The 15,770-nt window shown below is 36.1% G+C and carries 18 protein-coding genes; 10 read left to right on the forward strand and 8 right to left on the reverse strand.

Annotation, left to right across the window (positions count from 1 at the left end):
- Window positions 1-390: 390 nt before the first annotated feature.
- The 6 genes from FEU33_RS01305 to FEU33_RS01325 all read right to left on the reverse strand — a co-directional run bounded on the left by FEU33_RS01305 (window position 391) and on the right by FEU33_RS01325 (window position 4,256).
- Complete coding sequence (locus tag FEU33_RS01305) at window positions 391-861, reverse strand: hypothetical protein (protein ID WP_146547658.1); 471 nt, start codon at window positions 859-861, stop codon at window positions 391-393.
- A gap of 195 nt (window positions 862-1,056) precedes the next feature.
- A complete protein-coding gene (locus FEU33_RS01310) occupies window positions 1,057-1,263 on the reverse strand; it encodes a hypothetical protein (RefSeq protein WP_146547659.1) in 207 nt (68 codons plus the stop codon).
- 479 nt (window positions 1,264-1,742) lie between these two features.
- Window positions 1,743-1,967, reverse strand: coding sequence for a hypothetical protein (locus FEU33_RS01315; protein ID WP_146547660.1), 225 nt, complete (start codon window positions 1,965-1,967; stop codon window positions 1,743-1,745).
- Window positions 1,968-2,734: 767 nt separating this feature from the next.
- Window positions 2,735-2,887: a hypothetical protein gene (locus FEU33_RS18610; protein ID WP_186725934.1), complete on the reverse strand. Its 153-nt coding sequence runs from the start codon at window positions 2,885-2,887 to the stop codon at window positions 2,735-2,737.
- Window positions 2,888-2,923: 36 nt separating this feature from the next.
- The gene (locus FEU33_RS01320) at window positions 2,924-3,751 is read right to left on the reverse strand and encodes a hypothetical protein (RefSeq protein WP_146547661.1); all 828 of its coding nucleotides are present in this window, start codon (window positions 3,749-3,751) and stop codon (window positions 2,924-2,926) included.
- The gene (locus tag FEU33_RS01325) at window positions 3,726-4,256 is read right to left on the reverse strand and encodes an RNA polymerase sigma factor (RefSeq protein WP_146547662.1); all 531 of its coding nucleotides are present in this window, start codon (window positions 4,254-4,256) and stop codon (window positions 3,726-3,728) included. Before FEU33_RS01325 ends, FEU33_RS01320 begins: the two co-directional genes overlap by 26 nt.
- Before the next feature lie 424 nt (window positions 4,257-4,680).
- On the opposite strand from FEU33_RS01325, the gene FEU33_RS01330 reads away from it, so the two are divergent.
- The 8 genes from FEU33_RS01330 (at window position 4,681) to FEU33_RS01365 (ending at window position 10,479) form a co-directional block, all read left to right on the forward strand.
- Window positions 4,681-4,983: an urease subunit gamma gene (locus FEU33_RS01330; RefSeq protein WP_146547663.1), complete on the forward strand. Its 303-nt coding sequence runs from the start codon at window positions 4,681-4,683 to the stop codon at window positions 4,981-4,983.
- Between the two features lie 23 nt (window positions 4,984-5,006).
- Window positions 5,007-5,324 carry an urease subunit beta gene (locus FEU33_RS01335; RefSeq protein ID WP_146547664.1) on the forward strand — a complete coding sequence of 106 codons (318 nt, stop codon included), beginning with the start codon at window positions 5,007-5,009 and terminating at the stop codon, window positions 5,322-5,324.
- Window positions 5,325-5,326: 2 nt separating this feature from the next.
- Window positions 5,327-7,033, forward strand: coding sequence for an urease subunit alpha (gene ureC / locus FEU33_RS01340; protein WP_146547665.1), 1,707 nt, complete (start codon window positions 5,327-5,329; stop codon window positions 7,031-7,033).
- A 10-nt stretch (window positions 7,034-7,043) separates the two neighbouring features.
- Entirely contained in the window at window positions 7,044-7,490 is a 447-nt protein-coding gene (gene ureE / locus FEU33_RS01345) for an urease accessory protein UreE (protein ID WP_146547666.1), read from the forward strand.
- Window positions 7,483-8,169, forward strand: coding sequence for an urease accessory protein UreF (locus tag FEU33_RS01350; protein WP_146547667.1), 687 nt, complete (start codon window positions 7,483-7,485; stop codon window positions 8,167-8,169). Before ureE ends, FEU33_RS01350 begins: the two co-directional genes overlap by 8 nt.
- Before the next feature lie 25 nt (window positions 8,170-8,194).
- Window positions 8,195-8,812, forward strand: a complete 618-nt coding sequence (gene ureG / locus FEU33_RS01355) for an urease accessory protein UreG (RefSeq protein ID WP_146547668.1) — start codon at window positions 8,195-8,197, stop codon at window positions 8,810-8,812.
- The gene (locus tag FEU33_RS01360; RefSeq protein WP_146547669.1) at window positions 8,809-9,624 is read left to right on the forward strand and encodes an urease accessory protein UreD; all 816 of its coding nucleotides are present in this window, start codon (window positions 8,809-8,811) and stop codon (window positions 9,622-9,624) included. The genes ureG and FEU33_RS01360 overlap by 4 nt, the downstream gene beginning before the upstream one ends.
- A gap of 378 nt (window positions 9,625-10,002) precedes the next feature.
- Window positions 10,003-10,479 carry a DUF1648 domain-containing protein gene (locus tag FEU33_RS01365; RefSeq protein WP_186731283.1) on the forward strand — a complete coding sequence of 159 codons (477 nt, stop codon included), beginning with the start codon at window positions 10,003-10,005 and terminating at the stop codon, window positions 10,477-10,479.
- Between the two features lie 360 nt (window positions 10,480-10,839).
- On the opposite strand, the gene FEU33_RS01370 is transcribed toward FEU33_RS01365, so the two are convergent.
- Both FEU33_RS01370 and FEU33_RS01375 read right to left on the reverse strand, forming a co-directional pair.
- Window positions 10,840-11,754: a cation diffusion facilitator family transporter gene (locus FEU33_RS01370; RefSeq protein ID WP_146547671.1), complete on the reverse strand. Its 915-nt coding sequence runs from the start codon at window positions 11,752-11,754 to the stop codon at window positions 10,840-10,842.
- Between the two features lie 259 nt (window positions 11,755-12,013).
- Window positions 12,014-12,718, reverse strand: coding sequence for a response regulator transcription factor (locus FEU33_RS01375; RefSeq protein ID WP_146547672.1), 705 nt, complete (start codon window positions 12,716-12,718; stop codon window positions 12,014-12,016).
- Window positions 12,719-13,363: 645 nt separating this feature from the next.
- Here FEU33_RS01375 and FEU33_RS01380 point away from each other — a divergent pair.
- Together FEU33_RS01380 and FEU33_RS01385 are read left to right on the forward strand one after the other, a co-directional pair.
- On the forward strand, window positions 13,364-15,061 hold the full coding sequence (locus FEU33_RS01380) for a copper resistance protein CopC (RefSeq protein ID WP_146547673.1): 1,698 nt from the start codon (window positions 13,364-13,366) through the stop codon (window positions 15,059-15,061).
- Between the two features lie 42 nt (window positions 15,062-15,103).
- The gene (locus FEU33_RS01385) at window positions 15,104-15,766 is read left to right on the forward strand and encodes a YcnI family copper-binding membrane protein (RefSeq protein WP_146547674.1); all 663 of its coding nucleotides are present in this window, start codon (window positions 15,104-15,106) and stop codon (window positions 15,764-15,766) included.
- The last annotated feature ends 4 nt before the right edge of the window (window positions 15,767-15,770 follow it).

Consider the following 15,770-nt stretch of genomic DNA (forward strand, 5'->3'; position numbering starts at 1 on the left):
TACGTCATCATAAGCATCGCAGAGATCTAATGTGCATCAAATAATGGCAATAGAGTTAATTCATTTCCAATTAACTTTAGCGTAGCGTACACTGACATTGTTATTTATTTAAACAAATGGGAATATCAAACTGGTTCTCACTCTATCTTGGCCAAGAAAAAATTTTTTTCACACGAAAAAACTCTAGCAAACGTTGATATAACAACATTTTAAGAGGGAGTCGTCGTCCTCCACTTCACACCATTCTAAATGATGTTCATCATCGAATAATCGGATTTTCTTAAAGAAAGACGCTTTGTGAAATTGATTTTATTAAGTTCAATTATTCGGTTTTGGGTAAGACCAATTTTGTTCTGTCCCAGCCTCAAATTATTCATAGATTTTCTGTCTTTACCATGAGTATACAGCGTGTGTATTTGGTTTGTGTATTGTAAAACTACTACTAGATGAAATTGAGAATGATGAACCTGATAATGAAAAGCTAGGTACTGCAATGAGATCTTTTTCTTGATGTGCATAATGTCCATATGCATCTATGTGTTTAGTTGAATTTTCTTTATATGCTGTATAATACATATAGCTTGATAACTCCCATACATCCTCTGTATATTCACTATCATTATTAGGAAGATTCATTCTTAGACCATATCCGCCTTGTTTTTTATCCCACTTATTATTAGCATCTGTATAAGTTGCAGAATAGTATCTACTTTTACCCCAGAAATCAACTGTTTTCCAGTTTTGTTTTCCATACTGACTGTTAACTGGATCTACGTCAAGTTTTTGGACACACAAAAGTTTATTTTTGGGTTCTGCGCAACCTCCATTTTGGAGTGTTCCACATCCCAAGTAGGTGGTCAAAGTGAAAAGAGCCTTTGACCATACTTGGGATGTGAAGCGAATAATTCATAAAAGTTGCGCACCAAAATATGGGTAGGGGTTAATCGTTTGCCTTAGTTATTACGCTGAAAGTCGGCATATCTTTTCGGATTCATCTGGATTAAGATAATCAATTCCACTATAAATCCGCTTGTGATTATACTAACCTTCCATATATTAAAATAATGCGGTTCTTGCCTTTTTAAAGGTTCTTTTTTTAATTTCTCCTTTAATATCTATTAATAGGCTAATTGTAAAAGCCAATAAAGAAACAATTATCAGACCAAGTGAATTTACAGAGCTTAAAAAATTACCAGCAATAATTAAGTAAACAATAATACTGGAACAAACAATTAATATTGATATAATTATATTCCTTTTCATACATTATCCTCCTTTTTTAATAATATATCATAGATAAATTGATTAATATATATCATGCTACCGTTGTATATTAATTGAATAATATCTAAAATGCACTTATATCAATACAGTATAAAAATAACTTTGTTGAGTAGGTAATTTGAGAAACTGTATATCGAGTAGTATTTATGGGAGCAACCGAATTTTTACGATATTCAAACATCTATTTATTTAAATGGATGAATGAGGAAATCAAGCCATAGAATATAGAAAGTCAGAGGTCAAAGAAGCGTCATATCACGAATAAAACTAACTCCTCAACCAATTGTGGAAGAGGCGATTTTTTTACAATGGCTGTACTGCATTACCAGAAGCTTCAAGGGTTTTTAATAACAATGGTGACATCTGAATTAATACATACCCTAGACCAACATTCATCAATATACGGTCCTGGATGTATTAAAAATAAGTGTCTAACTTGATATTGTAATTTTTTATTTCTATTTTTTACCTAATTTTAAAGAATTGATAAAGCCTATTAAAATTGAGATTACACCCAAAATAAAACACGCAATTGCATAATAAGTAAACCTGTAATCTTTTAGAGCAACAGCCTCTATACCATGAACTAATTCAGAATTAGCCGTAAAAATGGCAGTAGAATAGAGGATAATAATACCTACTAAAATAGCTACTCCACCAAAAATAACATATCCTTTTTCCATAGTTTCATCTCCCTTTAAAATTAGTTGTTTATAACTTAGAGTATCTGATCATAAAAATCCTCACTAAAAGGATGTAAAAATAAATTAGATCTTCATAAACCGAATAATTTACCTTTATAGAATAAAAAAATTTAAACTAATTTAAAATCCTAAGTGGAATTTTAAATTGGTCTGGATTTCTAGCTACTGAAATACTTTTGCATTAACCTTCTATTTGGCTAAACGCTAATAAATAAGCCATACTCCATATGATCAATAGAAATGATATAGATAGCCATAAAGTGTTTTTTAAAATCTCTTCATTTTTATTCACTTTTTTTAATATAGATACTAGATTTATACAGAACACAATACTTAAGATAGGCGTCAAATATATTGCGATGTATTGGAATAATGTATACATATTCCCACTCCTTACTCATTAGTTATATTTGTTTAAAGAGGTACTTAAATTTAAACATTGAAACAACATAAACTGAGGCTGAAATTACGAAGATAAGTACAGATATTAAACCGAATTTCCTCTCCATATACATTCTCCTCTCTCTATATACTACTATAAACAAAAATGTAAAATATGTTTATAAACATTGGCGTTCTTTCGTGCATCTGTGCTGAAAATTATATTTATGTTGTAGATAAAAGTAATGATCTAAAGTGGTATTTAATTGCTGAATGAGCTCGGTGAATATTCTAACATTGAGAAGAGGGATTCTCTTTTTTTATTATCTGTATAATCCGTAACCGGTAGTGATCAAAAATTTTATTTATGGATCCCCAATGTAATTACCAATAATAATTACCACACCAATAAATAATAATAAAAGCAGTATTATTACAAAATCTCTTTCTAGTTCTTTCTTTTCTTGTAATCGTTTCCTATAAAGATTTTGAATATATTTATTGTACTTATTTTTCATCATAATTTCTCCTTTCTATACGGTTATTGATAAATATCATCCCTTTATTTCTTTTAATATATCTTTTTCATCACTATAAATGCGTAATTTGTAGTTTGAGCTTTTCATCATTTTCTTAGTAGATTTTTTTGAAAAATATTCCTTAAGGGCTTTTTCCATATTATTTACTTTCATTAGTGAATCTTTGTTATTACCTAATTTGGTATATATTTTAATCAATACAGCATTTTCCTCTTCACTGTAGCTTATGCTTTTGATTTGATAAGTTTTTTTCCCTCCTAAAGCAATATATATATGACTGACGATTTTAGGCCATTGAATATTTTGAGTAGGTTTCACTGTGGTGCTTTTGTTTTTGATACTTATATTCTTTTCCTTCATTGACTTCTTTTCACTAATGTTGATTTTATAATCATCAATATGTTCCTTTTCTAAGAATTCATGAATCTTAGGTAATAAAACTTCCTTCTTTTCTTCTAAATTAATTTCAGACGGAATAAGTACAATCCCAAGTGTGAACGGGTTTGGTGATATATTCACACTTTCATAGTCGTAACCCGATTGCTTTATCAGTTTAATGATATTTATATCTATTCTTGATTGCTTGTCATTATTGATATTAATAGGGATTATCTTTTCTACAAACTTGGCAGCTGTAGAGGAATATAGAGGAGATGTTATGATTAAAAGTAAGATACTCACAACCAGACTTATTTTTAATTTGTTTTTCTTTTTTGTAGGTTTTCTCTTTTTAATAGCAGAAATAATCTTTCCTTTTTGCTGCTCACGAACTTTTGGCTTTAGTTGCAATTCAAAGTGTTCTAAATTTGTATTTAGTTTATTTATATCGTTGGATTTCTTCATAATTGAATCCTCCTCTAACCAACTGTTCTTTTAATTGTTCTAAACCTCTTTTTAAATTTGTTTTTACCTTACTTTCGGACCATCCTAATATACTAGCCGTTTCTTTAGTTGAAAAACCCTTAATTTTTCTTAATAGAATAACTTGACGATAGTCCAATTTAACTTTTTGTAATGCATAGTACAATTGTATTTCGTTTTCATTCAATTGAACCACTTCGTCTGGCAATGGTTGTGTGTCTTGTATATTGAATGTGAGTTCTTTAAAATACTTAAAAATATTTTTCTTTCGAAGATAATCTACAGTCGTATTTTGAGTTATTGTAAAAATCCATGTTTTCAAACTTGATTTCTCCTTAAATTCCCCGTAATTTTTATATGCTTTTATAAATACTTCTTGAAGTATATCTTCTGCTAAGTAGTAATCTTTGGTGTTGAAATAAATATATGTAAATATGCTATTTCCAAATTCTTCATACCAATTTGAAATTTGTTCTTCTAAATCCAAACGATTCATCTCCTTTTATAATCGCTCTATAGTATTTAGACGGAATTTGCTCGAATCGGTGACAAAAATAAAATGAGACTCAGAACCATATAAGTAGTAACACTCTAAATATTCTGTTGGATGCCAAGCAAAGACCATTGCCTGGCACATATTGTTTTTAAAATAGAAGGAATTTAACTATCGATTATCCAATTATATTAAGAGAGATGCCCATCGAACTTTAAAAAGGCAACCACTATCATTGCAAATTTTACTTGATTCCACTTGAAAAGCAGTATAAAACAAATAGTTTGAAAATTCACTTATTTATCGTGTGACTACTACATTTGTATAAAGAAATCATGATGGCAGAAAACATATACGTATCAATAAGGGAGGAGGATTTGGTAAAGACATTCTGCTGTGTATGTAGGGAGATGAACTTATGAAGCTGACAGCAAGAGAGCAGGAAAAACTAATGGTCGTACTGGCAAATGATTTAGCAAGGCGACGTATGAAGCGGGGATTGAAATTAAATTATCCAGAAGCAGTTGCCATTATTACGTATGAGGTCATGGAAGGAGCGAGAGATGGAAAATCGGTGTCAGAGCTTATGCAATATGGCAGGCATATTTTAAAAAGGGAAGATTGCATGGAGGGGATACCAGAGATGATCTCGGATATTCAAGTCGAGGCGACCTTTCCTGATGGGACTAAATTAGTAACCGTGCATGACCCAATTCAATAAGACTATAGAAGAGAGGGTGGAAGATGATACCAGGCGAATATAAATTAAAACAAGCCCCTATTATTTGTAACGAAGGAAAGCCATCTATTCAAATAGAGGTATTAAATAGAGGAGATAGACCTGTACAGATTGGCTCCCACTTTCATTTTTATGAGATTAATAAAATGCTTGATTTTGATCGGGAAAAGGCATTTGGAATGAGGTTAGATATTCCAGCAGGTACGGCAGTGCGGTTTGAACCGGGAGATAGCAAAGAGGTGCAGCTGATCCCATTTTCGGGCGAGCGTAAAGTGTATGGTCTGAATAATTTGACCAATGGTGTGTTAGATAAGGAGGAATAAACATGAGTTTTAAAATGTCTCGCCAGCAATATGCTGATATGTTTGGACCGACTGTAGGCGATCAAGTAAGATTAGCCGATACAGAACTGTTTATTGAAATTGAAAAAGATTATACCACTTATGGGGATGAGGTAAAGTTTGGCGGCGGAAAGGTAATACGAGATGGGATGGGCCAACATCCACTAGCGCTGCGATCTGAGACAGTCGATGTTGTTATAACGAATGCGATGATTGTTGATTATACAGGGATCTATAAAGCGGATATTGGTGTGAAAGATGGCATGATCGCAGCAATTGGCAAGGCAGGGAACCCACTATTAATGGACCATATAGACATAGTGATTGGTGCATCGACCGAGGTAATCGCGGGAGAAGGAATGATTTTAACAGCAGGCGGAATCGATACCCACATCCATTTTATTAGCCCGCAGCAAATTCAAACAGCGACTGAGTCAGGTATTACAACGATGATTGGCGGCGGAACAGGTCCTGCAACGGGGACAAATGCAACGACTTGTACACCGGGAGAATGGAATATACACAATATGCTAAAAGCAGCGGAGGCATTTCCGATGAATATCGGATTTTTAGGAAAGGGGAATTCTTCTGGTAAGCAAGCACTTATTGAGCAAATAGAGGCTGGTGCGATCGGGTTAAAACTGCATGAGGATTGGGGGTCAACAGCTTCCAATATTGACACTGCATTATCCGTTGCTGATCAATATGATGTTCAAGTGGCTATACATACTGATACCCTCAACGAAGGCGGTTTCGTAGAGGATACGCTTCGTGCCATCAATGGACGTGTGATTCATACCTACCATACAGAGGGGGCTGGAGGCGGACATGCACCAGATATTATGAAAGCTGCATCTTTTCCAAACATACTCCCTTCTTCAACAAATCCAACGAAACCATTTACCGTCAATACCATTGCAGAGCATCTAGATATGCTGATGGTCTGCCATCATTTAGATCCATCCATTCCAGAAGATTTGGCGTTCGCCGATTCAAGAATTAGAAAGGAAACCATTGCCGCAGAAGATATTCTTCATGATCTTGGGGTGTTTAGTATGATCAGCTCTGATTCTCAGGCGATGGGAAGAGTGGGCGAGGTCATCATCCGAACTTGGCAAACTGCGGACAAAATGAAACGTCAGCGTGGGGAACTCGTTGCTGGAGAAACAAATGATAATGCAAGGGTCAAAAGATATATAGCGAAATACACCATCAATCCCGCGATTACTCATGGAATAGCTGATTATGTAGGTTCGGTAGAAGTAGGAAAATTAGCGGACTTTGTACTATGGCAGCCGGCCTTTTTTGGTGTTAAGCCAGAATTGATCATCAAAGGCGGCATGATCGCATGGAGTGTGATGGGCGATCCGAACGCTTCCATCCCAACCCCGCAGCCAGAGATCTATCGTCCGATGTTTGGCAGCTTTGGACAGGCGAAGCATACGACATCATTTACGTTTCTTTCAAGGGCAGCCTATGAATTAGGGATACATGAAAAGCTGGGATTGAAGAAGCGGATCGCTGTTGTCCATAATACGCGCCAATTAACAAAAAAAGATATGAAATTTAATAGTGAAACACCCAATATTGAAGTGGACCCGCAAACTTATGAGGTGAAGGTAAATGGTGAACTAATCACATGTGCACCAGATGCAAAGGTTGCTTTAGCGCAAAGATATTTTTTATTTTGAGGTGATCCAGATGATAATTGAAAAAGTAGTGGGAAATATTCATAAACTCGATAAACCAACAACGCATATCGAACGGGTATATGTAAGAAGTGACGATTTGCTAAAGAAAATTCTGCGAGTAAAGACCGATCATGGCAACGAATTAGGCATTCGTCTAAAAGAAGGCTCAATACTAAAGGATGGAGATATTTTATATCAGGACGAAAGGAATACGATCATTATCAGTGTGTTAGCGGATGATGTACTCGTCATTAAACCCACCAATCTGACGCAAATGGGTGATATCGCTCATCAGCTTGGCAATCGCCATTTACCCGCACAATTTGAGGATGATGAAATGATCGTGCAATATGATTATTTAGTAGAAAAGCTATTGCAAGATTTAGAGATTCCGTTTGCTCGAGAAAACCGTAAAATGAAGAAAGCCTTTAAACATATAGGACATGCCCATGACTGATCGACTGTTTCAATTACTGCAAATTTGCGATTCCAATTTTCCGTCAGGGATTTTTTCGCATTCTTTCGGGCTAGAAACGTATATTCAAGAAGATAAAATGACCGATAAAGAGTCATTCTTATATGCGTTAAAGCAATATGTTTATAGTCAATGCATTTATACAGATGGTTTGGCTTGCCGCTTAGCCTATGAAGCGATTCAAGAAAATCAATTCCAAAAAGTATGGGAGCTTGATCAAGCCTTATATGCACTGAGTGCTGCGAAAGAAACTAGAGAAGGCAATAAACGAATCGGGCGGCAATTAGCCAAAGTGATGAATGCACTTTATGACATCGAATTGCTCCAACTATATGAGTCGAAAATAAAACAAAAAGAACGACATGGTCATAGTGCGATCGTTTTTGCTATTGTGTGCGAGGCGTTGGAAATCGATCTAAAGACAACGCTATCTGTTTATTTATTCACGACGATATCCTCGCTTATCCAAAATGGAGTAAGAGGTATCCCACTTGGACAAACGGATGGACAAAAAATATTACTGGAAATGCAGCCGTTTTTAAGAAAGCAAGCAGAAACGATTTTACATGCAAAAGAAGAAGACTTTGGAGGTTGTGCACCAGGGTTAGAAATCGCTCAAATGAAACATGAACAACTTTCTGTCCGGCTTTTTATGTCGTGAATTATCAAACGAAAGGATGAAAATTATGGGGGAACCTATCCGAATTGGTATTGGAGGGCCTGTTGGGGCTGGAAAAACACTTTTAGTCGATCAATTGACGCGTGCATTAATGAAGGATATCGAGATCGCCGTTATTACGAATGATATTTATACGAAAGAGGATGCCTTGTTTCTGATAAAAAATGGAGCTCTGCCAGAAGACCGCATTATCGGGGTAGAGACAGGTGGATGTCCACATACAGCTATTCGTGAAGATGCTTCGATGAATTTCGCAGCGATAGATGAATTGAATGAACGTCATCCCCATCTAGAGTTGATTTTTATCGAGAGTGGGGGTGATAATCTTGCTGCGACCTTCTCTCCAGAGTTAGTCGACTTTTCCATTTATATCATTGATGTTGCTCAAGGGGAAAAAATCCCGCGAAAAGGCGGACAAGGGATGATCAAGTCAGATTTATTTATTATCAATAAAATTGATCTAGCCCCATATGTAGGAGCAGATCTGGAGATTATGAAAAAAGATACAATTACGACGCGTGGCGAAAAACCGTTTATTTTTACAAACTTAAAGGATGGTACAGGGGTTGCCGAAGTCGTGGAATGGATTCGTCGTGAAGCATTTCTTATGGGATTAGAAGCATGACATATACAGGCTATTTGCAAGTAGAAGTAGGAAATAAAAACGGTAAGTCGATCATGACCAATAGTTTGTTTGATGGGGTATTCAAAATCACAAGGCCCGTTTACTTATCGAGCGGTATGCCGCTTCTCATCTTGATCCATGTTGGCGGCGGCTATGTAGATGGTGACATGTATCATACAGATATGACTGTCCATGAATCCGCTCGCCTTGCCATTACGACACAAGCTTCAACCAAAGTGTATAAATCAAAAAACTTTGGCGTTAGGCAATCGACCAATTATACGTTAAAAAACAATAGTGAATTATTTGTGAAGCAAGATGCATTGATTCCTTATAAAGACGCAAATTTTATACAGCAAACCCATGTACATATGAGCTCTTCTGCTACGTTCTTTTACTCGGATACCATCACACCTGGATGGGCTGAGGATGGTAGGATGTTTCAATATGAGAGGGTCACATCCAAAATGCAAATCTTTGTTGATGACACGCTTGTTGTGTTTGATCACCTGTTATTAGAGCCAGACGAAAAGTTTGAACAGCTAATGTATTTAGAAGAATATTCTCATATCGGCACACTTTTTTTCATTCACCCCAAGGTCAATGAGCACTTTGTGGAAGATCTTAGAGATAAGCTCGAAGCTTTTTCAAATCAGGCTAGGATTGGCGTAAGTGTGCTAAGTGTGAGGGGAATGACCATGAGAATTTTGGCATCCAGCACGACGATGATCGAGAAAATATTTGCAGCTTGCGAAGAGCTGATTGGCGAACGTTTTTATGTGAATGATGTGATTGAGTGGAGAAAGTGGTAATGGGTTCTGGGAGTTGTGGTTTGCACTATAAAAATATTTTCAGCCTTTTCCCCTTATTTTCTAATAAATTTCAACAAATAAGAATATGAAGATATGCCTATGGCGTGAAATGCAATAAATAGATCGTAAACGTTGAATGAGATGTTGATATTAACGTTCATGATCCAAAAGCTAACGTTTAGTATATAAAAGCAGGATAAAAAATCATGATCGTATTAAGTGAAGCTTTTATTTGTAGTTGCTTGTGTAAACATGCTATTATATTGATTACATATTAAGGAATTTCTATAAAATATTGATTAGTGACGTGTGATCTATTTTAAAAAAGTAAAAAAAGATTCTTCAATGCTGAATTCTAAGAAGGAGGCAGGGGACGGTATGAACAATCACTATATAAAATGGAAACAAGCATTCAATGTAATTAGCTTGATGGTTTGGAGCGTCTGCATTACGGCAATCATTGCTAATTATCAAGCTTTACCTGATCAAGTGCCAAGTCATTATAATGTATTTGGTAAGGCTGATGCATGGGCACAGAAATGGTTTATCTTTTTTATCCCAATAATAGGATTGGCACTTTGGATATTCCTTCATCAATTAGAAAAACACCCAAAATATTTTAATATGCCAGGGTTTGGACCGAAAGCAAATGAAGCGCAAGTAGCGAATGTACAGTTAATGGGTAATGTCATAAAGAATGAAACGCTCCTGTTATTATCATCGTTTTCACTAAAGGATACATATGTATTACTTGGAAACCGCTTATCTTTAGGGATTTGGGAGATAATCATCTTTCTAGGCGTCTATGTGATCACGATCGTTTTCTTTGTTATTCGTAATGTACGATTAAGATAGTGCAATCATAAAAAGGATGTTAGCAGCTGGGCTAATACGCCTTTGTGCCTGATTATATAGATTGAACTATAAAGCGGGAATTAATGAAATCATTGAGATGGGATATGGATGAAAACGAATCATCGTTTTAATGGCAAATGTTTCAATGACTTGTGCAAACGCATAAAGATCCAAGTACGGTTTGAACCCCGAACTCAGATCTGAGAAACTGCCCGAAATGATGTGCTTCATCTGATTGAGTTAGACCATGATCTTTGCGCGAACCCTACTTTTTCTCGTTCATTTAAATACAACTGCCATTTAAGGGCGTGATCATCAATCATCTTGCTTCGTCGATCTTATCATTTTGCTTTCACAAAATTATTTTGAAATAACGTGGTACCCTTCATACGAATTACAACAATGATGTTCGTATTGGTCTAAGCGAGCACTTTCGTTTTCCACTTGGATGGTCGCATGTTCTAAACCAAAAATATCGTGTAATGCTGTCAACGCTTCCTTTAGAACAACATCATGTTGATCGCTGGAGATCACCAAATGACAGCTGATTGATGGAAAGTCAGATGTAATATTCCATATATGAAAATCGTGAATGCCTACAACGTCAGGTATTTGGAGTAACCTTTCTCGAATCATTTTTACATCTAAATGCTCTGGTGTGCCTTCCATTAGCACATGAACAGCGTCCTTTGATACACCGAATCCGCCTTTTAAAATGATGAGTGCTACGATTAAACTAGCGATCGGATCGGCAATTTTCCAATCGAAATACATGATCAGCAAAGCGGCGATAATAGCACCAATTGAGCCGAGTAAATCTCCCAATACGTGTAAGAATGTAGCTCGCATGTTGATATTCTCTTTTGTATCAGCCCTCAATAAAATCCAAGCAACTAGTATATTCACTACGGCTCCAATAGTAGCAACAACTAACATACCATTACTTGACACGCCTTGCGGATTACCGAATCGCTGAATTGCTTCCCACATGATCAATATAGAAATGACGATCAATAAAACACCATTGAATAAAGCTGCTAAAATCTCCATCCGCTGATAACCAAATGATTTTCGTTCATTTACAGCTTTTTCCCCGAACTTAAATGCTAGCAAGCCTACTCCCAATGAAATTGAATCACTTAACATATGCCCGGCATCTGAGAATAATGCTAAACTGTTAGTCATTACTCCGCCGATAAACTCTATGATCATAAATGCTGTAATAATGAGAAAACTCATCAGCAATGCTTTTTTATTTTGCATATGATGTTCCATACATCATCCATCCTCCCAAATTCAATCTCTCCGAATTTAATTGATCCCGCTTTAACAGGCAGTAAGATCCCCATCTCAAGATTTAAAAAGAAACGAAAAAGATAGCTGGGGGATCAACTGACCGTAAAAGTTCGATTGGTTCAACTAACCATCAGTGGGGGATGGAGAAAACCCCCACTGATGGAGCTTCACTTTATCGATTTAATGCTTATAGTAAGAAGAAAATATGGAGAAAGTATGGAAAATATAAAATATGGCACTATTTTTTGGGCTTAGGTAGAATAAATTGGTAGCCTAATCCCCAAACGGTTTTGATAATCTGTATGTCTGGATCTGTTTTTTTGAATTTTAATCGGATATTTTTGATTTGTGAATCTACAGATCGTACATCTCGAAAATCTTTATCCGCCCAAATGTGATCAATTAGTTCTTCTCGTGTAAATACGCGTTCTGGCGATGCTGCCAATAATCCCAACACTTCAAATTCCTTTGCTGTTAATGCTATTTCCTGTTGATTGATAGAGACTGTTCTTCGATTGAAGTCTAATACAAATGTGCCATGATCATACGTAATAACACGGTTTGTATCTTGTTCTCTAGGTGTTAGCCCTGTTCGATGTAATAATGCTTTAATCCGCGCTTGTAATTCTAAAAGTTCAAAAGGCTTCTTTATATAATCGTCAGCCCCTAATTTGAACCCTTTCAGTAGATCCGCTAATTCGGTATACTCTGAAAGTAGAATGATGGGTGTTGCAAAACGTTTTCTCACTTTCTCACAAACGGTCCAGCCATCAATATAGGGAAGTGTGACATCTAATAATATCAGGTCAAAATACTGTTCATCTATTATTTTTAAGGCTTGTATTCCATCCTCAACAAGTGTTAGATGATACATTCTTCGAAGGTGGATATTAAGTAAAGTCCTCGTTTTCTCTTCATCCTCTACCATTAATATACGTTTCATATGATTCCTCCTAGCTGTGCAAAAAATATTTCAAAAGGTTTTAAGTTTATTTATTTGTTATATTGTAAACATGTAAAATTGAAAGATCCTCTATTTTTTTACTTATCTTTGAAGATTTCGTTCAAATTTCACATTTGTTTTATATAATGATACTGCTTTTCAATTAGTTTTACCTCTCAATAACAAGCAGCAAGACTCTAGTCACCAGCACAGAGGGTAAAGTGAAACTCCATCAGTGGGGGTTTTCTTCATCCCCCATTGAAATAGATAGAGGAACGAAAGTGAAAAACGCCACGTCCTGTGGCAACACCTGAGTGACCAACATCATGCCCGCCCGAACCAGTCGAACTTTTACGGGCAGTTGATCCCCATCTATCTTTCTCGTTTCTCTCTAAATCTTGAAATAAGGGTCTTACTGCCCGTTAAGGCGGGATAAATAGGATATAAGATGCCTATATATGCCCATTTGGTTTAGCTAACTTCCAGTGGGATCACTATGGGGCTTATTGGAAAATCAATTTTCATGAAAGTGATTTGTACCAGCTATTGCTGATTTAGGAGAGGGCTAGAAAGGATGTGTGGCATGTTGTCAATAGACAACGGAAAATTTTCAAATAGAGCGATAAGGATGAATGGTGATGGCCGATGTCCACAGTGAAAAGTAAAAAAAATAATTTTTATCGATTAACCAGTCTAATTGGTTTGTTCATGCTGTGTATATATGTAATAACCTTATTTCCAAAGGTAGCATTGGCACACGCTTTTGTCATAGAATCAACCCCTGCGGAGAATGAAATCTTATCTACTTCACCATCAAGCATTCGCATTCAATTCAACGAATCGCTTCAAAATGGTTTTCATTCCATTATTGTGCTAGATTCTTTAGGAAAGAAAGTGCCATTACAGAAATCACAGATCAACAAGGAAAATCAGTCCATTATTGGGACGAAGATAATTAAAAAACTTCCCAAAGGATCCTATACGATGCAATGGAAAGTTGTTTCAGCAGACGGTCACCCAGTACAGGGTGTCATCCCATTTAGCATTGGCACCTCTCACAACAGTTTAAGTATGGTGAAGGCCGAAACTTCGAACTACATACCAAAGTCTGATATGATTTTCCTGCGATGGCTCCTGTTCAGCAGTTTAGCATTATATATCGGAGGCATTATTTTTAATCTTTTCGTTTATCAAGCAAGGCAAGATGAGGTTTTTCAATCCATTCGTTCATGGAGTAAAAAAGTGATTTGGCTATCATTGCTTGGAATGTTTATCAGCTTGCTGTTGAATCTACCATTGCAGACAAAGATTGATGCAGGTGTATCATGGTCAGAGGTATTCAATGTGGATTTGCTAACAGAAACATTGAAACAAACGTCATTTGGTTTTATGTGGGTCATCCAAATGGCCTGTATAGTAGGGCTTTCAATCACGACCTATTTTGCTAGCCGAAACAAATCTTTCTATTCATACAAAAATGGGGCTCTTTGCATACTCTTTTTCATAGCCTTACTTATTACAAAATCTTTAACAAGCCATGCTGCTGTTTCTACGCATAAAATAATGGCTGTTTCGATGGATTTCCTTCATTTATTGGCAGCATCTATTTGGATAGGAACACTTTTCTATTTAGTTTTTCTTTTACCAAAGAGACGTAAAACAGCAATGGATCCAATCGAAAAAGATAGCTATTGGCATGTCATCAATCGATTTTCATTTTTAGCTATAGGAGCGACTGCCCTTATTTTATTAACAGGGATTTACGGCAGCCTGTTATATGTCCCTACATTCTATTCCTTGTTCCATACTTATTATGGGAAGGCATTGATCGGCAAAGTCTTATTGTTTTTGATGATGCTTATTCTAGGTGGCCTCCACTATATGAAAAGTAAAAAACGTGGCAATAAAGATCTTACACGTACAATAACTGTTGAATTTGGAATCGGCTTGGTGGTTATGATGGTGGCAGCAATATTAACAAATCTACCAACATCTATGTCATCACCCGGACCTTTCAAACAAACGATTGCCCTGGATAACGGAGATACGGCAACGTTACAGATTAGTCCTAATATTGCAGGCGTCAATGCATTTAAAGTGGTATTGAAGGATTCAAAGGGTAAATCGGTTACTGATGTTGAAAAGGTACAACTTACATTTACCTCTTTAAATACAGAGCTAGATGCAAGTAACATCGATGTTCCCAAACAAAGGCAAGGCGTATTTCAAACAAAAGGTATGTATATCAATATAGCTGGCAAGTGGAAAATAACCGTGCATTTGTTAACAACATCACTAGACAGCTATGATATCGATTTTAGTCCCGTTGTGGGCAGCCAATAAATTAGTTGTTTCTTATTACTAATATACGAGGAGAGAAATAAAATGAAAACAGTATTTAAAAAATGGACAGCAGGCCTTATGTCATCAGGTCTAGCTTTAATGATCTTTGCGGGAACAGCGAGTGCACACGTAACTGTCAAACCAGAAGTTTCTGCACCAGGAGCATGGGAAACTTATACAATCAAGGTTCCTGTGGAGAAGGAAATCAATACAATAAAAGTTACGCTAAAGGTTCCCGCAGGCACTGAATTTGAATCATATCAACCTGTACCAGGATGGAAGGTTACACTAGCTAAAGATTCATCAGGAAAAACAAAAACAGTTACTTGGCAAGCAACTAATGGAGGAATCACAGCTGGTCAATTCCAACAATTTTCTTTTGTTGCGAAAAACCCTGAAAAAGAAACAGAAGCTGCATGGGATGCCTATCAATACTATAAAGACGGTACTGTTGTAGAATGGACAGGTGACGAAAATGCAGATACGCCTCACTCCATTACTCAAATTACAACAGCAACTGATCATGCGGCCCCAGCAAAAACGACTCAAGATGATACAAAAGCAGAAGTAGAACAAACAAAAAAAGCCGAATCTGCTACTGAAAACGAAAAATCTGGATCCCAAACTACTACCTTAACATTATCAATAGTTGCACTCATTCTTGCTATTATTGCGGTAATTAGATCATTTACAAGAAAAAAATAATTAG

Origin of the sequence: Rummeliibacillus suwonensis, assembly GCF_007896435.1 — a bacterium.
Taxonomy (GTDB): domain Bacteria; phylum Bacillota; class Bacilli; order Bacillales_A; family Planococcaceae; genus Rummeliibacillus; species Rummeliibacillus suwonensis.